The organism is Couchioplanes caeruleus (assembly GCF_023499255.1).
In the GTDB taxonomy this organism is placed as follows: Bacteria; Actinomycetota; Actinomycetes; order Mycobacteriales; family Micromonosporaceae; genus Actinoplanes; species Actinoplanes caeruleus_A.
The window spans coordinates 4396083-4420111 of record NZ_CP092183.1 but is presented as its reverse complement, the minus strand read 5'-3'; the positions used below and the strand labels follow the sequence as shown (position 1 = coordinate 4420111).

The window sequence follows — 24029 nt, the reverse complement described above, 5'->3', positions numbered from 1 at the left end:
GATCGTATCGTCGTGGGCGTACCCGCGAGCGGTGGTCGGTAAGCCGCCACGCGGCGATTGAACCTTTACCGCGAAACATCCGAACTACCTGTCGTGACAGGGGACCTGGCGGCTGGGGGGCCGCGGACGGCACGTGTGCTGGTCATGCTCGTGATCGGGCTCGCCGCCCTGCTGCTGCCGGCATCCCCCGCCGCGGCGCACGCGGCGTTGCAGACGGCGAGCCCCGAGCCGGGCAGCGTGGTCGGGGCCGCCCCCGGCGAGATCGTGATCCGCTTCAGCGAGCCGGTCACGCCGGTCGAGGGGCGGACCCAGGTGCTCGCCCCGGACGGCAAGCGGATCACCGGCGCGGTCACCGCGGACGGGCCGGTGCTGCGCATCCAGGTGCGCCGCGCGGGTCAGCCGCTGGGGACGTACCTGGTCAGCTACCGGATCATCTCCGCCGACAGCCACCCCGTCGGCGGGGCCATGACGTTCTCGGTCGGCGCGCCGTCCGCGCGGCCCGCCGAGGGCGACCCCGCCGGCGTGCACCCGTCGGTCGCGGCCGTGCGCCCCGCGCTCACCTTCCTCGGGTACGCCGGCCTGACGCTGATCGCCGGTCCGGCGCTGCTGCTCGCCCTGCTGTGGCCCCGGCGGCTCTCCCGCCGCGGGCCGATCCTGCTGGTCCGTACCGGCCTGATCGGGACGGCCGCCGCGACGCTCGGCGCCCTGTGGACCCGCGCGCCGGACGCCAGCGGGGCGCCGATCTGGGACGTGTCGGTCACCGAGCTGGCCGACGTGCTCGCCGGCCCGTACGGCCTGGCCCTGCTGGCCCGCCTGGCCGTGCTCGCCGCCGTCGCGGTGCTGCTGCCCCCGGTCCTGCACGGCCGGTCCGCACCGTGGCGTACGGCCGCCCTGCTCGCGCTGGCCGCGGCGGGGCTGACGACCTGGCCGCTGACCGGGCACGCCGTCGAGTCGCCGCTGGGCCCGGCGATCATCGCGGCGGACGTGGTGCACATCGCCGCCATGGCGGTGTGGCTGGGCGGGCTCGTCACGCTCGGCCTGTTCCTGCTGCGCCGGGCGCATCCGCGGGTGCTCGGCCGGATCCTGCCGGCGTGGTCGCGGTGGGCGACGCTGGCGGTGGTCTGGCTGGCCGGCGCGGGCGTGGTGCAGGCCGTGGTGCAGGTCGGCCCGCCCGGCGCGCTGTGGGGCACCGGGTACGGCCGGATCGTGCTGGCCAAGGTCGCCGTGCTGGCCGCGGTGCTCGGGGCGGCCGCCCTCGCCCGGCGCTTCGTGCGGCGCTCCGAGGTGGTGACCGCGGGTCCCGGCCGGCTGCGCCGCATGGTGGGCATCGAGGTCGCGGCGACCGTCGCGGTGCTCGGGCTCAGCGCCGTCCTGGTGCAGACGACGCCCGGGCGCAGCGTCACCGCCGAGCGGGCCGCACCCGCCGAGAAGGGGGTGTCGCAGACACTGACGGCGGACCTCTTCACGCTGCAGTACTACGTCTATCCCGTCGAGCTGGGCGAGAACAACACCGTGCACGGGTTCACGTACACGCCGGAGGGCAAGCCGCTGCCCGCACCGGAGTGGACGGTCACCACCCGGCTGCAGGGTCAGGATCTGGAGCCGGTGTCCGCGCCGATGCTGCCGCTGCCCCCGCGCAACGACGCCGTGGGCTCGCTGACCTTCCCGGTGCCGGGCACGTACGAGCTGACCTTCACCGTACGCACCACCGACATCGACCAGGCGACCGTCCGCACGACGATCACCGTTCCACAGGTTCCGCAGCGGCCCTGACGGGGCAGAGAGAAGGCTCCGTCGATGGCAGGAGGCTTCCCGTGCACGTGTCCGTCATCGGCACCACCGACTCGGTGGTCGTGACCGTCCGCGGAAACCTCGACCTGGACGCCACACCGGCCCTCGGCACCGCCCTGAACCAGGTGCTCGACCACCCGCACCCGCGGATCGTGGTCGACCTCTCCGGAGTGGAGTTCTGCGACTCCACCGGCCTCAGCGCATTCCTCACCGGACAGCGCCGGGCCGCGGCGGCCGGCGGCTGGGTCCGGCTGGCCGCCCCGAGCGCCTGGCTGCACGGGCTGCTGGAGACCGTCGGGCTCACCGCTGCCCTCGGGGTGTACCCGAGCGTCGCCGACGCCCTGTCCGATCCCGGCTTGTAACCTCGCGGCGTGATCGTTCTCCTGCCGCCGTCCGAGGGCAAGACCGCACCGTCCGCCGGCGACCCGGTCGACCCGGCCACCCTCTGGCTGCCGAAGCTGGCCCCGGCCCGCCGGCGGGTCCTCGGGCGGCTGTCCGCGCTGAGCCGGCGCACCAGCGCCCGGGCGGTCGCCGACTCGCTGGCCACGCTGGGCCTGAGCGAGGGGCAGCGCGGCGAGCTCGAGCGCAACGCCGTGCTGGCCACAGCCCCCGCGGCACCGGCCGCCGAGGTGTACACCGGGGTGCTCTACGAGGCCCTCGACGCCGCCACCCTCGCCCCGGACGCGCGGGCCTGGGTGGACGAGCGCGCCGTCGTGTTCTCGGGGCTGTGGGGCGTCGTCCGGCTCACCGACCGCATCCCCGCGTACCGGTGCTCCGCCGGGGTCACGCTGCCCGGGATCGGCGGGCTGACGCCGTTCTGGAAGACCGCCCTGACCCGGCACCTGCCGGCCGGTGGACCGGTGCTGGACCTGCGCTCGGGCGCCTACGCGGCGATGTGGGCGCCGGGGCCGCAGGCCGTGGCGCTGCGGGTGCTGCACGAGCGGATCGTGGACGGCGAGCCGCGCCGCTCGGTGGTCAGCCACTTCAACAAGGCCACCAAGGGCCGTCTCGTCCGGGCCCTGGCGACCGCAAGCGTGACCCCGGCGTCGGTGGATGAGCTGCTCGCCGCCCTGCGCGACCTCAAGTACGACGTGCGGGAGCGGCCTGCCGCGGCGGGCCGCTCCCGGCAGGCGGACGTGATCGTCCGCGAGCTGTAGCCGTTACTGCGCGGCCAGGACGTCCACGACGAAGCGCAGGTCGCCGGCAGGTCCGTTGCCGTTCGGGTAGGCGAGCGCCTCCGGGATGTCGAGCTGCACCCGGCTGCCGACCGGCACGCCGACCAGGCCCTTGTCCCAGCCCTCGATGAGCCGGCCCACCCCGATGGGGAACTCCGCGAGCTGGCCGCGGTCCCACGACGAGTCGAACTGCTTGCCGTCCTTGTACGTCACGCCGACGTAGTTGGCCTGGATCGTCTGGCCGGCGGTCAGCTTCGGGCCCTTGCCGGCGATGAGCTCCTTGACGACCAGCTTGGTCACCTTGCCCTTGCCGGCCTTGACCACCGGCTTCTCCTTGAGCGCCGGGTCGAGCGGGGTCTGGGCGGCCGGGGCGCTGGGCTCGGCGGCCGGCGCGCTCGGCTGCGCCTGGGCGGGCTCAGACGCGGCGGCCGCGGGCGCGGAGGTGTTCGTGGGCTTGTCGTCGTCCGACACCTGGATGCCGATGAAGACCGCGACGAGCACGGCGATCACCGCGACACCCGCGAGCGCGCCCGTGAGCGCCTGGCCGCGACGCTTGCCGGCGGTCTTGTCCTGGACACTCATCTGCTCTGACTTCTCCTACTCACGGGACACGGGGGAAACTTCGGACACCGTACTCGCCGGCACCCGCGGGCCCGGCGTGAACCTCCACCGAACCGCCGACCCGCGTGATCAACAAAACGGGTGGTTACTCAATTCGCTCTTCTCCGTCACTCACGGAAGGTGAGAACGTGGACCACCCAACAGCACCACGACCAGGGACAACCCGCCCGGCCGCCACCGGCGGTGCGGCGTGCGCGCCCGCGAACGACCGGGGAGGGTCGGTTGCCGGACGACGACCGTACGACAGGTCGCCAGCCACAGCCCGGAGGTCGCCCGTCCGACCGGGGCCCGCGCCGGCCGGACCCGGCTGCCGGCCTGCGCCCCGGTTACGGCTACCGCACGGCCGGCCGCCGCGGCGCCGCCGTCCCGCCGGAGCTGCTGGAGGGCCGCAGCCGCCGGCTCAGCGAGTTCCTGATGCCGGCCGCGGTGATCCTCGCCGGGGTGCTGGTCGTGATCGCCTTCGGTTTCATCGTCAGCCGGGCCGTCAGCGGCGACGACAAGGCCGCCATCCCGCCGGTCCAGCCACCCGCCCTCGGCGACGTGCCGCTCAACCCGCCGGACCAGCAGTTCCCGATCCCGCTGCCCAGCGCCTCCGACAGCCCGTCGCCGACTGACCCGCCGTCCCCGACGCCCGGCAAGAGCAGCTCCGCGCCGCCGCGCAAGTCCAGCCCTCCGCCGTTCCGCGGCTCGGTGAGCATCGCCCGCACCGGCATACCGGGGCTCGTCGACCTCAGCGCCGAGGGCACCCGCGACTGGGTGCACTGGGGTGAGCAGAGCACGTTCTCCCTGGAGCGCGACGACGACGGCGGCTTCGCCATCCTCGAGGGCCCGCCGACCGCACCCCGGTTCCGGCACGGGTTCAGCCCGCAGCGTTTCGCCTGGCGCGGCGGCTCGCCCGTCGACCACTCCGACGGCACCCCGACCGGCATCCGCACCTGCGGCAAGGGCAACGGTTTCACGATCTCCGCCCCGGCGGGCACGTCGGCGCGCACGCTGAAGCTGTACGTCGGTGCCCTCGCGGGACGCGGCCGGCTCACCGCGAAGCTGTCCACGGGCGGTCCGACCGCCACGAGCACCTTCGAGGAACGCGGCACCAACCTGGACACCGTGGCGTTCGTGGTGACGTACCGGGCACCGAAGAACGGCAAGATCAATCTGAGCTGGGTCACCGAGGACTCGTTCAACTCCGACTGCGGCGGCGTGGCCCTGCAGGCGGCGACCCTGCGCTGAGGAGGGGCATCGTTGTTCGCCGGGTGGGGTGCATGGGTGGCCCGGTTCCGCTGGGCCGTGCTCACGGCCGCGGTCGTGGCGGTCGCGGCGGCCGGGGTGTGGGGCGCCGGGGTGTTCGGGCAGCTGTCCGAGGGCGGCTACACCGACCCCGGCAGCGAGTCCACCCGGGCCGCCGACGTGGTCCAGCAGGAGCTGGGCGCGCGCGGCGGGGACGTCGTCGCCATCTACCGCCCGGCACAGGGCACCGTCGACGACCCGGCCCTGGGCCGGCGCATCGAGGCGCGGCTCGAGGCGCTGCCGAAGTCCGCGGTCACCGCGGTCACCGGCTACTGGCCGGACAACGCGGACCAGTACGCCGCCGACGACAAGAAGAGCGCGGTCGCGGTGCTCACCCTCGCCGGCCGCGACGACGGCGAGAAGCTCGAGGCGTACCGGAAGGTCGCCGACAAGCTGTCGGTCGCCGGCGCCACCGTGCACCTCGCCGGCGCCGCCCCGCTCGGGGACGCCTCCGCCAGCCGCTCGACCGACGACCTGGCCTTCGCCGAGGCGATCTCGCTGCCGATCGTGCTGGTCCTGCTGCTGTTCATCTTCGGCTCCTTGGTCGCCGCGTCGCTGCCCGTGCTCGTCGGCGGCTGCGCGGTGCTCGGCTCGCTGGGCATCCTGCACGCCGTCGCGTACGGCCACGACGTCAACTCGTTCGCCGTCAACGTGGCCAGCCTGCTGGGGCTCGGCATGGCCATCGACTACGGGCTGTTCATGGTGGGGCGCTTCCGGGAGGAGCAGGCCGCGGGGCGTACGCCCGCCGAGGCCGTCACCCGGACGGTCGCGACCGCCGGGCGCACCGTGGTGTTCTCCGCGACGCTGCTGATGACGGCGCTGGCCGGCCTGCTGCTGTTCCCGCAGGGGTTCCTCAAGTCGCTGGCCTACGGCGGGCTCGCCGCCGTCGGCCTGGCCGCGCTGCTGTCGCTCACCCTGCTCCCGGCGCTGCTGGCCGTTCTGGGTCACCGCGTCGACAAGCTTCCCGTACGCCTGCCACGGCGCGCCAACCCCCGCCCGGCCGGAGCGGGCTGGGCCGCGCTCGCCGACGTGGTGCTGCGCCGCCCGCTGCTGGTCGTGCTCCCGATCCTCGCCGGGCTGCTCGTGCTGGCCGCGCCGATCCGCGGGGTGCACTTCGGCGAGAACGACGAACGGGTGCTGCCCGCCGGCGACCCGGCCCGCCAGGCGGTCGAGATGCTCAAGGCCGACTTCCCCGCGTTCAGCAGCGCCGGCATCCAGGTCGTGCTGCGTGGCGTCAAGGGCGGCCCGCCCGCCGGCACCGGGCAGTTCGCCGCGGCGGTCGCGAAGGTGCCGGGCGTCGCGGCGGTCACCCCGGCGGGCTCGGGAGGCGACGTCGTCACGTACACGGCGACCCTCGCCGGCAAGGACCCGTTCAGCGCGCAGGCCCGTACGGCCGTCGACGACATCCGCGCGCTGCGCCCACCGGCCGGCGTGGAAGTGCTCGTCGGCGGCGCCACGGCCCGCAACGTGGACAGCCTCGCGGCCACCGCGGACCGGCTGCCGCTGATGATCGGCCTGCTCGTCGGCGCCACCCTCCTGCTGATGTTCCTCGCCTTCGGCTCGGTCCTGCTGCCGGTCAAGGCGGTGGCGATGAGCGCGCTGAGCCTGAGTGCCACGTTCGGCATCCTCGTCTGGATCTTCCAGGACGGTCACGGCGCGGGCCTGCTGCACGTCACCCCGGCACCGCTCGAGGCGGGCATCGTCGTGCTCATGGCGGCGGTCGTCTTCGGGCTCTCCACCGACTACGAGGTCTTCCTCCTGTCGCGCATGGTGGAGGCGCGCACCCGCGGCGCGTCCACCGCCGAGGCGGTCACCACCGGCCTGGCCCGTACCGGCCGGGTCATCAGCGCGGCGGCGATCCTGCTCATCGTGGTCACGGGCGCCTTCGCCCTGTCCTCGGTGACGACGATGCGCTTCGTCGGCGTCGGCATGATCATCGCGCTGGTCCTCGACGCCACGGTGGTCCGCATGCTGCTGGTCCCGGCCGTGCTGCGCCTCATGGGCCCGGCGGCCTGGTGGGCGCCCGGCCCGCTGCGCCGCCTGCAGGAACGCGCCGGCCTCGCCGAGTACGAGGACGAGGAGCTGTTCCCCACGGTCTCGGTCGGCCGGCACGCCGCCCCCGAGCGGCCGGACCCGCGCACCCGGCCCGCATCCCCAGCCCCGGTCGCCCCACCGGCCACTCCGGCTTCCCCTCCCCCGGCGGCCTCGGACTGGGCCCCCGGGGCCGGGCTTCCCGTGGCCGGCTCCGCTCCCGGGGCCGCGCCGGCGCGGATCACGATGGACACCGTCCCCGCCGCGTCACCCTGGCGGCCCGCCGACGACCGGGCCGCGCCGCCCGACCGCACCGACGGACGGCCCCGTGACCTGGGCGACCTCGGCCGTACGGTGGACCTCGCCCAGCGCGCCACCCCGCCCGCCGACGCCGACACCACCGCCGTCATCGAGACCGACCGGCCCACCGACGGCTGAGCCGCCACCCGGTGGCCGAACTGGGCTCCGGCCCGCGCGGAAAGTACAGTGCCCCGGAGTGACGACCTACCGGGACGGAAGAGGATGACCGCGACAGCCGACGAGACCGCCACCTCCGGCGGCCACGCCCGCCGTGCGCCGCAGGCACCGGGGATCGACCCCGACCGGCTCGCACTCTGCCTCGACGTGATCGCCGAGGCGGAGGCCCTGGACCCGGAACACCCCGACGCCGTCGCCGTCCGCCGGGCCACCGCGGGCCTGTTCAAGACGGTGAAGCTGCGCCGCCGCCGGGACCGCCGCGACGCGATCCTCGAACACGACCGCGCGGTCACCGCGGCGACCGCCACGGGAGCGCCGAGCCGCATCGACGACGAGACCGCCGGCATCCCGCTGAGCACGGCCACGACCACGCGCACCGCCGGCGTCCTCAAGCAGCCGCGCGGCTGCTACATCTGCAAGCAGCGGTACGTGCAGGTCGACGCGTTCTACCACCAGCTCTGCCCGGCCTGCGCGGCTCTGAACCACGCCCGCCGCGACGCGCGTACCGACCTCACCGGGCGCCGCGCGCTGCTCACCGGCGGGCGGGCGAAGATCGGCATGTACATCGCGCTGCGGCTGCTGCGCGACGGCGCCGACACCACGATCACCACCCGCTTCCCGCACGACGCGGTGCGCCGCTTCGCCGCCATGCCGGACAGCGCCGACTGGCTGCACCGGCTGCGCGTCGTCGGCATCGACCTGCGGGACCCGGCCCAGGTGGTCGCCCTCGCCGACTCCGTCGCCGCCCGGGGACCGCTGGACATCCTGATCAACAACGCGGCCCAGACCGTACGCCGCTCGCCCGGCTCGTACGCCTCGCTCGTCGCGGCGGAGTCCGCGCCGCTGCCCGGCGGCCCCCTCCCGGAGCTGGAGTACGTCGGCGGCCGGGCCACCGCCCACCCGGCCGCGCTCACCGGTCCCGACGCGGGCGCCACGTTCAGCCCGCACGCGCTGACGGCCCTGGCGCTCACCGCCGGCTCGGCGAGCCCGGAACGGATCGCGGCGGCCACGGCTGTCGACGCGGGCGGCCTCGTACCGGACCTGGCACCCACCAACAGCTGGAGCGACCGCGTCCACGAGGTCGGCGCCCTCGAACTCCTCGAGGTCCAGCTCTGCAACGTCACCGCGCCGTTCATCCTCGTCAGCCGCCTCCGCCCGGCGATGACCCGATCCCCCTTCCCCCGCCGCTACGTGGTCAACGTGTCGGCGATGGAGGGAATCTTCAGCCGCGGCTACAAGGGGGCGGGCCACCCGCACACCAACATGGCCAAGGCCTCGCTCAACATGCTCACCCGCACGAGCGCGGACGACATGTTCGCCGACGGCATCCTGATGACCAGTGTGGACACCGGCTGGATCACCGACGAACGCCCCCACCCCACGAAGATGCGCCTCGCGGACGAAGGCTTCCACGCCCCACTCGACCTGGTCGACGGCGCAGCCCGCGTCTACGACCCGATCGTGCGCGGCGAGACGGGCGAGGACGTGTACGGCTGCTTCCTCAAGGACTACGCCCCCGTGGCCTGGTGACGCGGGGGCGACCGGACGACGGCGGCGGGGGCGCAGGGGCACCTCGGCCCGCCCGGGCGGTCAGACCCGCCGGCGCGGGTCGCCCCTCGCGCCGGTCCGGATTGCGGGCGTCCGTCATGATCTAGCCATGACCTACGCAGCGACCAAGCCGGATGTCCGCGTGACCGGCCGGCGGATCGTGGCCACCTTCATCGACGGCATCGTGTTCGGCCTGTTCAACGGTGCCCTCGCGTGGGTCGTCGACAGCGGCAAGGCGTGGTGGGACTTCGACCTGACCGAGATCTCCACCCGCCAGAACCGCTGGCTCTTCGTCATCGCCGCGCTCTACTACATCGTGCTGGAGGGCCTCACCGGCCGTACGGTCGGCAAGCTCATCACCGGCATCCGCGTGGTGGACGCGGAGACCGGCGGGCGGCCGGGCCTGCTCTCCGGCTTCGTCCGCACGCTGGCGCGGCTCATCGACGGCATCGGCGGGTACCTCGTCGGGCTGATCATCGTGGTGAACTCCAAGAACCGCCGCCGGCTGGGCGACATGGCCGCCAAGACCCTGGTCATCCGCCCCTGACCTGCCACGCGGCGGGCCGGCCGGATCCTGCTCTATCGTGAGCCCGTGCTCACCGTGCGCCCGGCGACGGCCTCCGACGTCGACACCCTGCGGCGGCTGACGGCGGCGGCCTTCGAGAAGTACGTGCCGCGCCTCGGCCGCGACCCGAAGCCGATGCACAACGACTACCGGGAGGCGGTCAGCGCGGGCCGGGTCTGGGTCGCCGTCGCGGCCGGGGAGATCGTCGGCCTGGCCCTGCTGGTGCCGCACGAGGATCATCTGCTGCTGGACACCGTCGCCGTGTCGCCGGACGCGCAGGGGCGGGGCGTCGGCGGCCGGTTGCTGGAGCTCGCGGACGAGCAGGCGCGTCAGGCCGGCCGGCCGGAGGTGCGCCTCTGCACGAACGAGGTCATGACGGAGAACCTCGCCTACTACCCCCGGCGCGGGTACGTCGAGACGCACCGCGTTGAGCAGAACGGCCTCCGGCGGGTGTACTTCCGCAAACCGGTCGCCCCACCCCGCTGACGCCGCCCCGCCGCCGCACGGGCGCGACGGCGGGCCGGCGGCGGCCGGGTGGCGGTGCTAACGGCGGGTGGCGGCGAGCTCGCCCCGGTCCGCGCCCACCGGCTCGGCAGCACCCCGACGCCGGGCGATGAGGGCGTCGAGGGACCACGGTCCGGCCCCCAGCACGGCGATCATGAGCAAGGACCAGGCGTAGAGCGCCGGCGTGACGCCGCCGTTCTGGATCGGCATGAGGGCCTCGGGCTGGTGGACCGTGAAGTACGCGTACGCCATGGACCCGGAGGCCAGGATCGCGGCGGGCCGGGTGCCGAGCCCGGCGAGCACGAGGATGCCGCAGACGAGCTGGATGACGCCGGCGTACCAGCCGGGCCAGGTGCCGGCCTCGAGTGCCTCACCGGTGCCGCGGTTGCCGCCGAGCACCCCGAAGACGGTCGCGAGACCGTGGCACATGAACAGGAAGCCGACGACGATCCGGAACAGGGACCACATCGGTGCGGCGTAGCGGTGGGGGAACATGGCTCTCCTTCGGGGGCGGAGCGACGGGAATGCCCGCAGGGTAGAGAGCCGGAGAGCCGAAAAACAACGATAACCTTCAATCTCCTGGCCACTCCATGGGAGCGCTCCCATACAGCGGGACAGCGCTCCTGCCGGCTCGGGCGTTCGCGACCCGAGACGCGCTCCACAAGGGACCTTCGCCCTGAAACCCGTCTCCAGGAGAGCGGAGCCTCAACGCCGGTCCCGGAAGGTGAACATGCGCACGCCGGGCGCCAGCCGGGCCGCCGGCAGCACCCGCCGGTGCACCCCCGCCCCGAACCCGTCGCCCGTCACCGCGACCCGCGCGAACCCGCGCGTCTCGAACCATTCGCAGATGACGGGTACGAGGTCCGGCGGCCGGCGGTGCCGGGTCCACACCACGGTGCCGCCCTCGCGGCAGAGGGCGGCGCACGCGGAGATCGTGGCCGAGACGTCCACGTCGGAGATGTTGCCGAAGACGCCGCACGCCAGCACGAGGTGCGCCGGCGCGGCGTCGGCGTACTGGTCGGTGCGGCCGGCGTCGCCCTGGACCACCTCGATCCCGGTCAGCCCGGCCGCCCCCGCGGCGTCCCGGGCGCAGGCGGCGTTGCGAGGGTCCGTCTCGACGAGGAGGGCGTGGACGTCCCCGGCCCGGGGGTGGCCGGCGAGCGCGCCGATCAGGTCGCGGCCCTGACCGGCGCACAGGCTGATCACCGTCAGCGGCCCGGGCGGCGCCGTCTCCAGCCAGGTGCGGATCGCCGCGCGCACCCAGTCCAGCCGGCGGGCGAGCGCGCTCGCGGGGTCGTCGTAGTCGTCGTGCCAGGCCGCCCAGTCCATGGCGGGGACTATGGCAGCCCGGTACGACACTTCCGGAAAACCATTGTTATGGCGCCATCGTGGTGCCATAGTGGTGCCATGGACCTGACAACGTACGTCGCCCGGCTCCGGGAGGAGCTCGCGTCGGCGGCCGAGCTCGGTGGCGCCGAGGCCCGGGCGCTGGCCGAACGCCTCACCGCCCCGATGGAGTCGGCCTTCCGGCTGGCGCTGCTCGACGCGCTCTCGACCGCGGCGGACGAGATCACGCGCGACCTGGCGCCCGGCTCGGTCGAGGTGCGCCTGCGCGCCGGCGACCCCGCCTTCGTCGTGAACCCTCCTCCGGCCGAGGCTCCGGCGCCAGAGGTGATGCCATATGGCGCCATGCCGGCGTCACCGCCTCCGCCCGACGGCGAGGAGGGTGGCGTCTCCCGGATCAACTTCCGCCTCTCGGAGCAGCTCAAGGCCCGCATCGAGCAGGCCGCCGCGCGGGACGGGCTCTCCGTGAACGCCTGGCTGGTACGCGCGGCGAGTGCCGCGGCCCAGCAGCAGACGGCCGCCCCGACGGTCACCTCGAGCCACACCTTCGGCGGCCAGCGCTACACCGGCTGGGCCCGATGACCACCGCGCACCTCGACCTCGACGTCCACCCCCACTCGCCCGCGGAAGGGACCACCATGCCGACCTTCGACACCCCCCGACCGATCACCGCCACGCTCGAGCTGGTCATCGCCGACATCCGGATCGCCGCGAGCGACCGGCCGGACACCGTCGTCGAGGTACGCCCCAGCAACCCCGCCTCCGACCACGACGTCCGGGCCGCCGAGCAGACCCGGGTCGAGTACGCCGACGGCCAGCTGCTCGTGAAGACGCCGAAGCTGCGCAACCTCGGGCTGTTCGGCAAGACCGGCTCGATCGACCTGCAGATCGCCCTGCCGACCGGCTCGCGGCTGCACGCGGGAGCCGCCATCGGCACGTTCCACAGCACCGGGACGCTGGGCGAGACGCGGATCAAGACCGCGACCGGGGACGTACGGCTGGAGCACACCGGCCCGCTCAACCTGACCACGGCCAGCGGTACGGTCGTCGTGCAGACGGCCGAGGGTGACACCCATGCGAGCACCGCCTCGGGCAGCCTGCACGTCGGCGCGATCCGGGGTTCCGCGGTGGTCCGCAACTCCAACGGCGACAGCCGCGTCGACTGGGTCGCCGGCGACATCAACGTCAAGGCGGCCAACGGCGACATCGTGGTGGGCCACGCCGAGGGTGACCTCGTCGCGTCGACGGCCAACGGCAGCGTCCGCGTGACGGAGGTCGTCCGGGGCACCGTCTCGGTGCAGACCGCCGTCGGTGAGCTGCAGGTCGGCATCGCCGAGGGCACGGCGGCGTACCTGGATCTGCACACGTCCTTCGGCAAGGTGCAGAACCAGCTGGCCGCGGGCGGCGCCGCGGAGCCGGGCGAGAACAAGGTGGAGGTCCGGGCCCGCACGTCGTTCGGCAACATCTCGATCGTGCGCCCACCCCGGCAGCAAGCGGCATGATCACCGCGACGGGCCTGCGCAAGGCGTACGGGAACCAGACCGTCCTCGACGGCATCGACCTCGACGTCCCGGCCGGTTCGATCTTCGCCCTGCTCGGTCCCAACGGGTCGGGCAAGACCACCACCGTCAGCCTCCTCACCACCCTGCTGCGCCCGGACGGCGGTGAGATCCGGGTGGCCGGCGCCGACCCGCGCACGGACCCGGACGCGGTCCGCGCCGCGATCGGTGTCACCGGCCAGTTCGCCGCCGTGGACGGCTTCCTGACCGGCGAGGAGAACCTGCTGCTGATGGCCGACCTGCATCACCTGGACCGGCGGAGCGGCCGGGAGCGGGCGGCGGCGCTGCTGGCGCGGTTCGACCTGGTGGACGCGGCCCACAAGGTGGCGTCGGCGTACTCGGGCGGCATGCGGCGGCGCCTGGACATCGCCATGGGGCTGATGGGCAGCCCGCGGGTGCTGTTCCTCGACGAGCCCACGACCGGCCTGGACCCGCGCAGCCGCCGCGCGGTCCGGGACACGATCCGCGGCCTGGTCGCCGGCGGCGTGACGGTCTTCCTGACGACGCAGTACCTGGAGGAGGCCGACGAGCTCGCCGACCGCATCGCGGTGCTGCACGGCGGCCGGATCGTCGCCGAGGGCACCGCCGCCGAGCTCAAACGGCTGGTACCGGGCGGCCACGTCAGCCTCACCTTCACCGGCGCGGACGGCTTGCGGGGGGCCGCCCGCCTGCTCGACCTGCCCGTGCCGCAGGTCGGCCTGACCCTCGACGTGCCCGGCGACGGCGGCGTGGCGTCGCTGCGCGCGCTGCTGGCCACCCTGGACGATGCCGGCGTCGAGCTCGACGCGCTGGCCCTGCACACCCCGGACCTCGACGACGTGTTCCTCGCCCTGACGGCCTCGACGACCACGAAGGAGCCCGCCCGATGAGCAGCCTCGCCCTCGCGGTCCGCGACTCGGGCACGATGCTGCGGCGCAACCTGCGGCACATGCAGCGGTACCCGGCGATGACCGTCATGCTCGCCGGCATGCCGGTGATCTTCCTGCTGCTGTTCGTGTTCGTCTTCGGCGGCACCCTGGGCGCCGGGCTCGGCGGCGGCCGCGCCGAGTACCTGACGTACGTGCTGCCGGGCATCCTGCTGATGACCATCGGCGGCGCGGCCACCGGGACGTCGGTGTCGGTCGCCATGGACATGACCGAGGGCATCGTGGCCCGCTTCCGCACGATGGCGATCGCCCGCGTCTGCGTGCTCACCGGGCACGTCCTGGGCAGCATCGTCCAGACGCTGATCGGCCTGGTGATCGTGGTCGGCATCGCGGTGGCCGTGGGTTTCCGCAGCGATGCGGGGCCTGGCGCCTGGCTGGGCGTGCTGGCGGTGCTCCCCTGCCGCTGACCCTGCTCCCGTTCCTGGGCAGCGGTTTCGTCCCGACCGACACGATGCCCCCCGGGCTGCGGCAGTTCGCCGAGTACCAGCCGTACACGCCGATCATGGAGACGGTCCGCGGCCTGCTGGCGGGCACGCCGGTCGGCGCGGACCTGGTCGCGTCGGCGGCCTGGTGCGCCGGCATCGCGCTCGCCGGGTACGTGTGGGCGAAGTGGAAGTACGACAAGCAGCGCTGAGACGCCGAGCGGCCCGCCCGGATCTTCCCGGGCGGGCCGCGATGCGCCGTACTGTCAGGGGCCGCTGACCAGGTTCTCGACCTGGTGGCCGCTGTTGACCGCGGCGCCCTTGGTGTTGATGACGTGCGAGATCGTGCCGGTGCCGCCGAGCGACACGGTCACCATGTTCGTGAACTTGACGCCCGGCTTGGCCGGGACCTCGAAGGCGCGGGCATTCGCCACCGCCGGGTTGACGTTGAAGTAGCAGTAGCTGCCCAGCCCCCACGCCTGGTGGTTGGTGACCGAGTCGGCCACCTTGTACGCCGCCCAGCCCTGGGTCGAGCCGTTCATGTACGCGGCCTGGTTCGGCGGGTCGTACGGCATCTCGTTCTGGTAGAAGTACGTGCGCCCGTTCTCGCCGTTCCAGATCGTCTGGTACTGCTGGTAGTGCTCGACGAAGAGGCCGTAGAACGCGACGTCGTCGCCGTTGACCACGAGCCCGTTGGCGGCCGTGTTGAGGCCGAGGCCCAGCACGACGGTGTTCGCCCGGGTCACCGTGATCGGCGCGTTCAGGTGGTACGTGGCCGGCGTGACCAGCAGGTTCTTGCCGGACGCGAGGGCCGCGTTGATGCTCGCCGCGGTGTCGCCGGGCTTGACCACGTAGAAGCTGCCGATCGGCAGCGAGGTGCCGGCCGGGGTGCCGTTCGCCCACGTGGTGCCGGACGAGTTGCTGCGCACCGAGGGGACGAACACCTGGTAGTTGCCGCTCGCGTCGACGTACAGGTACGGCTTCTCGGCGACCTTCGGGGTCTGCGCCACGGTCGTGTACGGCGGCGACGGGAAGCTGTTCGCCGGCGCGCCCTGGTCACCGACGAAGACCTGGTTCCAGTTGGAGCCCGACCAGCTGCCCATCTGCGAGTTGCGGGTCAGCCACTGCTGCTGCGACCCGGACTGGATCTGCCCGTCGATCTTCGTGTCGGACATGAACCCGCCGGACGACCAGCCGCCGTCGGACAGCGCGAGGTTGCCGCGGACGTGCATCCGCCGGTACGGCGCCGCCTGCGAGACCGCCCACCGGTCGAGGCCGCCGGTCGGGTTGACCGACAGGCCCTCGGCGGAGCGCCAGAAGTTCTGAGTGGCGTTCTGGGAGCCGTCCGGCCACCAGTCGGCCTCGGCGTGCACCCGGCCGTTGATCGTCACCTGGTCGGGACTGAGCCCGAGACCGGCGACCTGGGTGAAGAAGCCGACGTTGGCGTCCACGCTGTAGCTGCCCGGCTTGAAGAGCAGGGCGTACCGCTGGGTGCCGAACTGGTTGCTCACCTGCTGGTTGAAGACCGAGGTGAGCTTGTTCTGGATCGTCGACGCGGACATGGACGGGTCGAAGATCGTGACGTTCGGGCCGAGGTCGGGGTTGCCGCTGCCCGGTGGAACGGTCGGCGGGGTGGTCGGGGGCGTGGTCGCGCCGTTGACCGTCCACTTCTGGTTGGCCCCGCCGGAGCAGGTCCAGATCTGCAGCTTCGCGCCGTCGGCGAGGTTGTTGTCCTTGATGTCGAGGCACTTGCCGGACTTGACGTTCACCAGGTCACGGCCCGCGGTGTACGTCCACTGCTGACTGGTGAGCCCGGCGTAGCAGTCCCACAGGTGCACGACGGCGCCGTCGGTCGTGGCGCCGCCCGCCACGTCGAGGCACTTGCCGAGGCCCTTGAGCGACTGGTCGTCGCCGTACGTCCAGGTCTGGTTGGGTCCGCTCGCGCAGGACCACATCTGGGGCAGGGTGCCGTTGGCGGTGGAGCCGTCGGTCACGTCGAGGCACTTGCCGTTGGCGGAGCTGACGACCGTGCCGGTGGTGGCGGCCAGGGCGGTGGTGACACCGGCGACGCCGAGGCCGCCGACGACCGTCGCCGAGGCGAGGACGGCGATCAGGCGCCGCTTTCTGCGGGGATTCATGCGGGGAACCTTCGTGGGAGAGGGGATCAGGCGGGGTTGTTCGCGTGGGTGAGGGTTTCCCACGCGACGAACAGGTTGTTGCTGCCCTGCGGGCGCTTGGCCACCGTGTACGTCTCGGTGTTGCTCATCGCGATGCCCATCCGGTTGTGCAGGGCGTTGTACGCGACCTCGGTGACCGGTCCGAGGCCCTTCGTCACGGTGCCGCCGCAGATGCTCGACGGCACCGCCGTACCGTTCTCTAATTTCGTGTGGAACCCGAGCGCGTGCCGCAGCCGGTCCTGCAGTTCGGGGTAGAGGTCGCCACCCTGGATGCGGGTGGTCTCGGCGACGTGCGCGATGGCGGAGATGCCGTAGCCGGTGTGGGTGAAGTCGCGGCAGGTCTCCTGGGACAGCCCGTCGACGAACGTGCTTGGCCCTGCCAGTAGCTGATCAGCTCGGCCCGGGTGTCGATGCCGCCGGCCGGCGGGTACTTCGGCTGGGCGCCGTCGGCGGCGATGTAGATGTACGAGGCCGCGCGCAGCTTGAACCGCGCGATGGCCCGGTCGTAGCTGGAGCGGTCGTCGAGGAAGACGGAGATGCCGGTAGCGGCTTCCATCATCGACAGTTCCCAGTTGCCGTTGCTGTGGATGCCGGGGATGACGACGGGCAGGTAGACGTCGCGCAGCATGGTGGCGAAGCGGGCCTGGTTCGGCCACGTCCCGTACGCGTGCTTGATGATCTCGGCGGCGCGCGGCCACACCGAGCCGGCCCACGCGGTCTGCAGCGGGGCGTTGCTGTTGGTGTGGTTCCGGATGGTCGCCGACCACGCGTCCATCAACTCGATCGACTTCTTCGCGTACGCCGCATCGCCGGTGATGTACCAGGTCAGCGCGTCGGTGTACGCGGCGATCGCGTCCTCACGCTCGTCGGTGCAGCCGTTGTTCGGGTTGGAGTAGGAGCCGCACTCGACGGTCGCGCGGGGCTTCGGCGTACGCGTCAGGGAGGCGTACCGGCTGGCCCTCATCTGGTCGTACGCGGCGAGCCAGGGTTGCGCCCCGGCCGCGACCCGGCCCTTGACGAAGTCGAGCTGCGCCCGGCTGACCAGCACTCCGGGGTGGGAGAAGGCGGCCGGGGCCGCGGCGGTGGACGCGTCGGCGGTGAACCGCACGCCGACCGTGGCTAGCACGGCCAGGACGAGCGTGCCGGCGGCGAGGGCGGTGCGACGGGGGAATCTACGCACGGGGAACTCCGGGTGGGGGCGGGGAACCGGAAAGGCACTTAACAGTCGGGTACTCAATCGCGGCGAACCGGACGCGGTCAAGCACGCATCGACGGACTTAAGGATGCCGAAAGGTTCCACGACCAGAGAGCGCTTTCTCGTGTGGCGGGGCCGATTTCACGGTCCGGAACCGGTTACGCACGGGAAGCGCTTCCCGGCATCCCCGGCGGGCGACAATGAGGCGTGCACATCACAGCGTTGCGGGACACCGAACCGGGTTCGTCGTCGTACCGGCTGGCGTGGGTGGCCACCGGGGAGGACGGGCGGCCGCTGGGGATCGCGTACCTGCGGGTCCCGACCGCCCCCGGGGCCGACCACCGCGCCGAGCTCGACGTGTCGGTCCACCCGGCGGAACGCCGGCACGGCGTCGGCACCGCCCTGTTCGAGGCGGCGACCGCCGCCGCCCGCAAGCTCGGACGGCGATCGGTCACGGCCGGCCCGGTGACGGGCGGCTCGCCGTTCCTCGCGACCCGCGGGATGCGGCCGGTGCTCAACCTGACCTTCGCGCGGCTCGCCGTCGCCGACGCCGACCTCGCCCGGCTCGCCGCCCTGGCACGCGAGCCGCACCCGGGATATCGCCTGCACAGCTGGGAGGGCACGGTCGCCGGCGACCTGGCACCCTCGTTCGCCGCCTCCCGGCGGGCGATGGACGACATGCCGATGGACGAGACCGACGTCGCGGCCGAGGAGTGGGACGTCGACCGGGTACGCGCCATCGCCGCGGCGATCGACCGGCGCGGCGACGTCCTGTGCACCGTGGCGGCGATCCGCGAGGACGACGGCAGCGTCGCGGGCTTCACCGAGCTCGTCGTGCCGGGCACGGGCACCGGCGACGCGCAGCACTACGGCACCGGCGTGCTGGCCGAGCACCGCGGCCGGGGCCTCGCACGCTGGATGAAGGCCGCCGCGATCCTGCACGTCCGCGAGGCGCACCCGGGTGTCGCGGGGCTGCTCACCGACACCGCGGACAGCAACGTCGCGATGCGCCGGGTGAACGACACCCTGGGGTACGCACCCACCCACTGGTCGGTGCTCTACCAGCTCGACCTCTGACCCTCACCCGTCTGCGGCAGGGCTCCTCAGCGCAGCGCGGGCAGCACCTTCGCGCCGAAGGCCGTCACGAAGTCGCTCAGGTCCTGGCCGACGTGGTGCAGGTAGATGCGGTCGAATCCCAGGCCGGCGTACCCGCGCAGCCACTCGGTGTGCCGCTCCAGGTCCGCGGAGACGTTGACGACCGAGCGGACCTGCTCGACCGTCACGTTCTGCGACACGACGTCGAAGTGCTCGGCGGTCTCCAGGTCCCAGCAGACCGGCGGCGGGAAGATGTTGCTGCGCCACTGGTCGTACGCGATCTCCTCGGCCTCGGCCTCGGTCGCCGCCCAGCTCAGGTGCACCTGCAGGCAGATCGGGCCGCGGCCGCCGGCGTCCCGGTAGGCCGCGATCATCGCGCGCAGCTTCTCCTCCGGCGCATTGACCGTGACCAGCCCGTCGGCCCACTGCGCGCACCACGCGGCGGTCTCGGTGCTGACCGCCGCCCCGATCAGCGGTGGCGGCTCCGGCGGCCGGGTCCACAACCGCGCCCGGTCCACGGTGACCAGCCCGTCCCGGGTGACCTCCTCGCCGGCGAGCAGGTCACGGATCACGTCGACGCACTCGCGCAGCCGCGCGTTGCGGACCTCCTTGCGGGGCCACGGCGCGCCGGTGACGTGCTCGTTGCTGTACTCGCCGGTGCCCAGCGCCGCCCAGAAGCGGCCGGGGTACATCGCGCCGAGCGTCCCGATGGCCTGCGCGATGATCGCCGGGTGGTACCGCTGCCCCGGCGCGTTGACGACGCCGAACGACAGGTTCGTGGCCTGCAGCGCGGCACCCAGCCACGACCAGGCGAAGGCGGACTGTCCCTGCCGCGCGCTCCACGGCGAGAAGTGGTCCGAGCACATGGCGGCGTCGAACCCCGCCCGTTCGGCGGCGACCACCGCCGCGAGAAGATCGGCGGGCGGGATCTGCTCGTGGGAACAATGGATTCCGTACTCCGTCATGGGCCGCGTACCTACCCGCAGCCGTCCCCGCCCAACCCGAGGGAGCCCGCGTGACCGACCCCGTCTACCTGGACTGCGACACCGGCGTGGACGACGCGCTGGCCATCGCGCTGCTGCTCGGCAGCCCGCACGCCGAGCTGCTCGGCGCCGGGACGGTCACCGGCAACACCGGCGCGGAGCAGGCGGCCCGCAACACCCTCGACCTGCTGGCGCTGGGCGGTCGTGGCGGCGTACCCGTCGCGGTCGGCGCCCGGCACGCGCTCGACGGCTCGAGCACCCACGACGCCACGGTGGTGCACGGCGGCAACGGGATCGGCGGGGTCGAGCTGCCCCGGGCCGCGGCCGGGCCCGTACCCGTGACCGCCGTCGATCTGCTCCTCGCGCTGGCCCGCGCCCGCCCGGGCGAGCTGCGGATCCTCGCGACCGGCCCGCTGACCAACCTGGCGATGGCCCTGCGGCGCGAACCGCGCCTGCCCGAGCTGGTCCGCGACGTGACGATCATGGGCGGCGCGGTCCGGGTGCCGGGCAACGTGACCGGGCACGGCGAGGCGAACATCGCCGTCGACCCGGAGGCGGCCGCGGAGGTGCTGGCCGCCGCCTGGCCGGTGACGCTGGTGCCGCTCGACGTGACGATGCGGCACCGTTTCGGCGCCGCCGACCAGGAGGCGCTGCGCGCGCACGGTACGCCGCTCAGCACGGCGCTCGCGGCGATGCTGACCGGCTACTTCGACTACTACGAGCCGGTGCTCGGGGAGCGGCGGGTGCCGCTGCACGACCCGCTCGCCGCGGCGGTGCTCACCGGGGCCGCCGACCTCTCGGACGCCCCGATGCTGGGGCTGCGCGTGGAGGTCGACGGCCGCCGTGGCGCGGTCGTCGAAGACGCGTCCGCCGGGCGGCAGACGCGTGTGGTGCTCGACGTCGCGGACGACACCGTGCCGCGGATCCGTGAGCTGGTGCTCGCCGCCGGCTGAGCCCGGCGCCGTGGTCAGTGCGGGTGCTCGCCCAGCAGCCGGGTCGCCAGCACGGCGGCCTGGGTGCGCCGCTCGAGGCCGAGCTTCGCGAGCAGGCTGGAGACGTAGTTCTTCACCGTCTTCTCGGCGAGGAACATCTTCCCGGCGATCTCGCGGTTGGTCAGCCCCTCCGCGACGTACTCGAGGATGCGGCGCTCCTGGTCGGTGAGCGAGGCCAGCTCGCGGGGCTGCTCCACGCCGTGCCGGATCCGCTCGAGCACCCGCTGCGTCACCGCCGGGTCCAGCAGGGACTGCCCGGAGGCCACCCGGCGCACCGCGTCCACCAGGTCCGTGCCGCGGATCTGCTTGAGCACGTAGCCCGACGCGCCCGCCATGATCGCCGCGAACAGGGCCTCGTCGTCCTCGTACGACGTGAGGATCAGGCCCTTGATCGACGAGTCCACGGCCCGCACGTCACGGCACACGTCGATGCCGTTGCCGTCCGGCAGGCGCGCGTCCAGCACGGCCACGTCGGGACGCAGCGCCGGGATGCGCCGCGCCGCCTCCTGCGCGGAGCCCGACTCACCCACCACCTCGATGTCCCCGGCGGCGTGCAGAAGGTCGGCGAGCCCACGACGGACCACCTCATGGTCGTCGAGCAGAAAGACACGGATCATGTGTACTTCCTACCTGGGCCGGGGCCCGGACACCAAGAGTCTAACGTCCTGTGTCGCCGACCACGCACAAAAGCCGTCGATGGGCCGAACGGCCCGGCCGCCGATGACCGCCGTCCCTGCCGCGAGGTCCGGGCGCCGGGATTCCATGAACCCATGGAACAGACCGCCATCACGACCGCCCGCCCGATCGTCGCCGGCACCGACGGCACCGCACCCGGCGAGGCCGCCGTCCGGTGGGCCGCCCGCGAGGCGGCCCGGCGCGACGTGCCGCTGCGCATCGTGTCCGCGTACGAAGCCCAGCCCGGCGCGGTGCCCGGCGCGCAGGACGAACGCCACCTCACCGAGGCGGTGCTCGACGCCGCGGTCGTGCAGGCCCGGGCCGCGGCCGCGTTCCACATCCGCGTCGAGGCGCACGCCGTGCCCGGCGACCCGGTCACCGCGCTGCTCGGGCAGGCGGACGCCGCGCTGCTCGTGGTCGGCAACCGGGGCCGCGGCGGGTTCGCCAGCCTGCTGCTCGGCTCGGTCAGCCAGCGGGTCGCCACCCACGCCGGCGTCCCCGTGGCGGTGGTACGCGGGCGTACGGAGATCGCCTCCGGGCCGGTCGTGGCCGGCGTGGACGACTCCCCCGCCGCGTCCGGGGTGCTCGGCGCCGCCTTCGAGGCCGCCGCCCACCGCGACGCGCCGCTCGCGATCGTGCGGTCGTACACGTCGCCGGTGCCGCTGTGGGTGGGCGACATCCCGGCCGCCGACAACGCGGTGCCCCGGGCACACGCCGAGGAGCTGGAGCGCCTGGAGCAGGAGGTGGCGCCCTGGCGCGACAAGTTCCCGGAGGTCGACGCCGAGGCCGTCGTCTCGCCCGACGGCGCGGCCGCCGTGCTCGTCGCCGTGTCGCACAGCGCCCGCCTGGTCGTGGTCGGCAGCCGTGGCCACGGTACGGTCGTCAACACCCTGCTCGGCTCCACCGGCCTGCAGCTCCTGCACCACGCGGGCTGCCCCGTGCTCGTGGTCCGCGGATCGATCTAGATAGCATCGGAGCATGAACGAGCCGCCCTCGCTCGGACTCACGCCGCTGTCGCGGGTCCGGCTGGACGAACTGCTGCAGGAGATGCTCGACCGCGTCGGCGAGGTGGTGACCAGCCGCGAGCGGCTGCGGGCCCTGCTCGACGCCGTCGTCGGCATCAGCAGGGACCTCGACCTGCGCAGCACGCTGGAGCGCATCGTCGTGTCCGCCTGCTCCCTCGCCGGAGCGAAGTACGGCGCGCTGGGCGTGCTCGGCCCCGACCGGCAGGACCTGTCCGACTTCATCACCCACGGCATCGACCCGGCCCAGCACGCCAAGATCGGCGACCTGCCGCACGGGCGCGGCGTGCTCGGCCTGCTCATCACCCACCCCGAGCCGGTCCGGCTGCACGACATCACCCAGCACCCCCGCTCGTACGGCTTCCCGCCGCACCACCCGCCGATGCACAGCTTCCTGGGCGTGCCCGTACGCACCCGGGACCAGATCTTCGGCAACCTGTACCTGGCCGAGAAGAACGGCGGCGGCGAGTTCACCGAGGACGACGAGGAGATCGTGGTGGCGCTGGCCGCCGCGGCCGGCGTCGCGATCGACAACGCCCGGCTGTTCGCGCTGGCCCGGCGGCGCGAGCGGTGGCTCGCGGCGGCCGCGGAGATCACGTCGGTGCTGCTGGGTACCGTCAACCGCCAGGAGGCGCTGCGGCTGATCGCCCGCCGCGCCCGCGAGATCTCCGAGGCCGAGCTGGTGCTCGTGCTGCTCGCCGACGAGACCGGCGCCCGGTACACGATCGAGGTGGCCGACGGCGCGGACGCGATGGTGGGGCGGGTGCTCTCCGTCGACGTGGACGCGCTGAACGCCGAGGGCACCAACCTGCGTGACGTCGCGGACTGGCCGGTGCCCGTACCCGACGGCCCGGCGCTGGCCGCGCCGCTGGCCGGCGCCGACATGCCGCAGGGCGTGCTGATCGTCGCCGGGGCCGGCGTCGGCGACGAGGACGACTCGACGCTGCTGTCGAGCTTCGCCGGGCAGGCGGCGCTGGCCCTGGAACGCGCCCGGGCGCAGGAGGAACGCGAGCAGCTCGTCGTCCTGGAGGACCGCGAGCGGATCGCCCGCGACCTGCACGACGTGGTGATCCAGCGGCTGTTCGCGACGGGCATGCAGCTGCAGGGGGCGGCGCCGCACGCGCTGCGGCCCGAGGCGGTCAAACGGATCAACGCGGCGGTCGACGACCTCGACGCGACGATCCGCGACATCCGCCGGTCGATCTTCGAGCTGACCGCGCCCGCCGGGTCGTCGCTGCGCCGCGAGCTGAGCCAGGTGGTCGAGGCCGCCACCGAGACGCTGGGCTTCCGCCCGGTCCTCGACGTCACCGGCCCGGTCGACAGCGCGGTGCCCGACGACGTGGTGCCCGAGCTGCTCGCGGTGGTGCGCGAGGCGCTGTCCAACGCGGCCCGGCACGCCGAGGCGCAGAACGTCCGGGTCTCGGTACGCGCGGACGGCGAGGAGGTGGTGATCCGCGTCGAGGACGACGGCGTCGGCACCGACCCCGCCGCCGCCCGGGGCGGCCTGGTCAACATGGGCGAGCGCGCCCGCGACCTCGGCGGTGTCTTCGAGGTGACCCCCGCGAGCGGCGGCGGGACGGTCGTGACCTGGCGGGCGCCACTGGGAGGCTGATGTCGGGACCTTCGGCCCTGATCGACCG

The 24029-nt window shown here is 73.5% G+C and carries 25 protein-coding genes; 17 read left to right on the top strand and 8 right to left on the bottom strand.

Annotated features, from left to right (window positions below; translation table 11 throughout):
• Positions 1-144 precede the first annotated feature (144 nt).
• Genes COUCH_RS20400 through COUCH_RS20390 form a run of 3 tightly spaced genes read left to right on the top strand, consistent with a single transcriptional unit; the run spans position 145 to position 2948 of the window.
• On the top strand, positions 145-1773 hold the full coding sequence (locus COUCH_RS20400; protein ID WP_249606778.1) for a copper resistance CopC/CopD family protein: 1629 nt from the start codon (positions 145-147) through the stop codon (positions 1771-1773).
• Positions 1774-1814: 41 nt separating this feature from the next.
• Positions 1815-2153: an STAS domain-containing protein gene (locus tag COUCH_RS20395; RefSeq protein ID WP_249606777.1), complete on the top strand. Its 339-nt coding sequence runs from the start codon at positions 1815-1817 to the stop codon at positions 2151-2153.
• Between the two features lie 9 nt (positions 2154-2162).
• Positions 2163-2948 (top strand): YaaA family protein, encoded by a 786-nt coding sequence (locus COUCH_RS20390; RefSeq protein WP_249606776.1) that lies wholly within the window; start codon positions 2163-2165, stop codon positions 2946-2948.
• Positions 2949-2951: 3 nt separating this feature from the next.
• Here COUCH_RS20390 and COUCH_RS20385 read toward each other — a convergent pair whose 3' ends face one another.
• Positions 2952-3548, bottom strand: a complete 597-nt coding sequence (locus tag COUCH_RS20385) for an FKBP-type peptidyl-prolyl cis-trans isomerase (RefSeq protein WP_249606775.1) — start codon at positions 3546-3548, stop codon at positions 2952-2954.
• A gap of 261 nt (positions 3549-3809) precedes the next feature.
• On the opposite strand from COUCH_RS20385, the gene COUCH_RS20380 reads away from it, so the two are divergent.
• From COUCH_RS20380 to COUCH_RS20360, 5 genes are all read left to right on the top strand, one after another.
• Complete coding sequence (locus COUCH_RS20380; protein WP_249606774.1) at positions 3810-4817, top strand: hypothetical protein; 1008 nt, start codon at positions 3810-3812, stop codon at positions 4815-4817.
• Between the two features lie 36 nt (positions 4818-4853).
• The gene (locus COUCH_RS20375) at positions 4854-7343 is read left to right on the top strand and encodes an MMPL family transporter (protein ID WP_275979946.1); all 2490 of its coding nucleotides are present in this window, start codon (positions 4854-4856) and stop codon (positions 7341-7343) included.
• Positions 7344-7427: 84 nt separating this feature from the next.
• The gene (locus COUCH_RS20370) at positions 7428-8912 is read left to right on the top strand and encodes an SDR family NAD(P)-dependent oxidoreductase (protein WP_249606773.1); all 1485 of its coding nucleotides are present in this window, start codon (positions 7428-7430) and stop codon (positions 8910-8912) included.
• Between the two features lie 127 nt (positions 8913-9039).
• Positions 9040-9477 carry an RDD family protein gene (locus COUCH_RS20365; protein WP_249606772.1) on the top strand — a complete coding sequence of 146 codons (438 nt, stop codon included), beginning with the start codon at positions 9040-9042 and terminating at the stop codon, positions 9475-9477.
• 45 nt (positions 9478-9522) lie between these two features.
• Positions 9523-9981 carry a GNAT family N-acetyltransferase gene (locus COUCH_RS20360; protein ID WP_249606771.1) on the top strand — a complete coding sequence of 153 codons (459 nt, stop codon included), beginning with the start codon at positions 9523-9525 and terminating at the stop codon, positions 9979-9981.
• 57 nt (positions 9982-10038) lie between these two features.
• Here the strand turns inward: COUCH_RS20360 and COUCH_RS20355 are convergent, their stop codons facing one another.
• On the bottom strand, positions 10039-10494 hold the full coding sequence (locus COUCH_RS20355; protein ID WP_249606770.1) for a DoxX family protein: 456 nt from the start codon (positions 10492-10494) through the stop codon (positions 10039-10041).
• A 210-nt stretch (positions 10495-10704) separates the two neighbouring features.
• Positions 10705-11328 carry an SAM-dependent methyltransferase gene (locus COUCH_RS20350; protein WP_249606769.1) on the bottom strand — a complete coding sequence of 208 codons (624 nt, stop codon included), beginning with the start codon at positions 11326-11328 and terminating at the stop codon, positions 10705-10707.
• Between the two features lie 78 nt (positions 11329-11406).
• Between COUCH_RS20350 and COUCH_RS20345 the strand changes: the two genes are divergently transcribed.
• The 5 genes from COUCH_RS20345 to COUCH_RS39040 are packed head-to-tail and all read left to right on the top strand — an operon-like array spanning position 11407 to position 14462.
• Complete coding sequence (locus tag COUCH_RS20345; protein WP_249606768.1) at positions 11407-11925, top strand: DUF1778 domain-containing protein; 519 nt, start codon at positions 11407-11409, stop codon at positions 11923-11925.
• Complete coding sequence (locus tag COUCH_RS20340) at positions 11922-12845, top strand: DUF4097 family beta strand repeat-containing protein (RefSeq protein ID WP_249606767.1); 924 nt, start codon at positions 11922-11924, stop codon at positions 12843-12845. The genes COUCH_RS20345 and COUCH_RS20340 overlap by 4 nt, the downstream gene beginning before the upstream one ends.
• Positions 12842-13771: an ATP-binding cassette domain-containing protein gene (locus tag COUCH_RS20335; RefSeq protein WP_249606766.1), complete on the top strand. Its 930-nt coding sequence runs from the start codon at positions 12842-12844 to the stop codon at positions 13769-13771. The genes COUCH_RS20340 and COUCH_RS20335 overlap by 4 nt, the downstream gene beginning before the upstream one ends.
• Positions 13768-14235, top strand: a complete 468-nt coding sequence (locus COUCH_RS20330) for an ABC transporter permease (protein WP_346015927.1) — start codon at positions 13768-13770, stop codon at positions 14233-14235. Before COUCH_RS20335 ends, COUCH_RS20330 begins: the two co-directional genes overlap by 4 nt.
• Before the next feature lie 44 nt (positions 14236-14279).
• The gene (locus COUCH_RS39040) at positions 14280-14462 is read left to right on the top strand and encodes an ABC transporter permease (RefSeq protein ID WP_346015926.1); all 183 of its coding nucleotides are present in this window, start codon (positions 14280-14282) and stop codon (positions 14460-14462) included.
• 54 nt (positions 14463-14516) lie between these two features.
• Here COUCH_RS39040 and COUCH_RS20325 read toward each other — a convergent pair whose 3' ends face one another.
• From COUCH_RS20325 to COUCH_RS20315, 3 genes are read right to left on the bottom strand one after another with little or no spacing between them, the layout of a single operon-like run.
• Positions 14517-16388: an RICIN domain-containing protein gene (locus tag COUCH_RS20325; protein WP_249606765.1), complete on the bottom strand. Its 1872-nt coding sequence runs from the start codon at positions 16386-16388 to the stop codon at positions 14517-14519.
• Between the two features lie 26 nt (positions 16389-16414).
• On the bottom strand, positions 16415-16612 hold the full coding sequence (locus COUCH_RS20320; protein WP_249606764.1) for a hypothetical protein: 198 nt from the start codon (positions 16610-16612) through the stop codon (positions 16415-16417).
• A gap of 14 nt (positions 16613-16626) precedes the next feature.
• Entirely contained in the window at positions 16627-17607 is a 981-nt protein-coding gene (locus tag COUCH_RS20315; protein WP_249606763.1) for an alginate lyase family protein, read from the bottom strand.
• A gap of 222 nt (positions 17608-17829) precedes the next feature.
• On the opposite strand from COUCH_RS20315, the gene COUCH_RS20310 reads away from it, so the two are divergent.
• Positions 17830-18699, top strand: coding sequence for a GNAT family N-acetyltransferase (locus tag COUCH_RS20310; protein WP_249606762.1), 870 nt, complete (start codon positions 17830-17832; stop codon positions 18697-18699).
• A gap of 26 nt (positions 18700-18725) precedes the next feature.
• Here COUCH_RS20310 and COUCH_RS20305 read toward each other — a convergent pair whose 3' ends face one another.
• Positions 18726-19682, bottom strand: a complete 957-nt coding sequence (locus COUCH_RS20305; protein ID WP_249606761.1) for a TIGR03885 family FMN-dependent LLM class oxidoreductase — start codon at positions 19680-19682, stop codon at positions 18726-18728.
• A 50-nt stretch (positions 19683-19732) separates the two neighbouring features.
• Between COUCH_RS20305 and COUCH_RS20300 the strand changes: the two genes are divergently transcribed.
• Complete coding sequence (locus tag COUCH_RS20300; protein ID WP_249606760.1) at positions 19733-20653, top strand: nucleoside hydrolase; 921 nt, start codon at positions 19733-19735, stop codon at positions 20651-20653.
• A gap of 14 nt (positions 20654-20667) precedes the next feature.
• On the opposite strand, the gene COUCH_RS20295 is transcribed toward COUCH_RS20300, so the two are convergent.
• A complete protein-coding gene (locus tag COUCH_RS20295) occupies positions 20668-21309 on the bottom strand; it encodes a response regulator (RefSeq protein ID WP_199509353.1) in 642 nt (213 codons plus the stop codon).
• Positions 21310-21462: 153 nt separating this feature from the next.
• Here COUCH_RS20295 and COUCH_RS20290 point away from each other — a divergent pair, with 153 nt between their 5' ends.
• On the top strand, positions 21463-22332 hold the full coding sequence (locus tag COUCH_RS20290; protein ID WP_249606759.1) for a universal stress protein: 870 nt from the start codon (positions 21463-21465) through the stop codon (positions 22330-22332).
• 13 nt (positions 22333-22345) lie between these two features.
• Complete coding sequence (locus COUCH_RS20285; protein ID WP_249606758.1) at positions 22346-24001, top strand: GAF domain-containing sensor histidine kinase; 1656 nt, start codon at positions 22346-22348, stop codon at positions 23999-24001.
• Positions 24002-24029 lie beyond the last annotated feature (28 nt).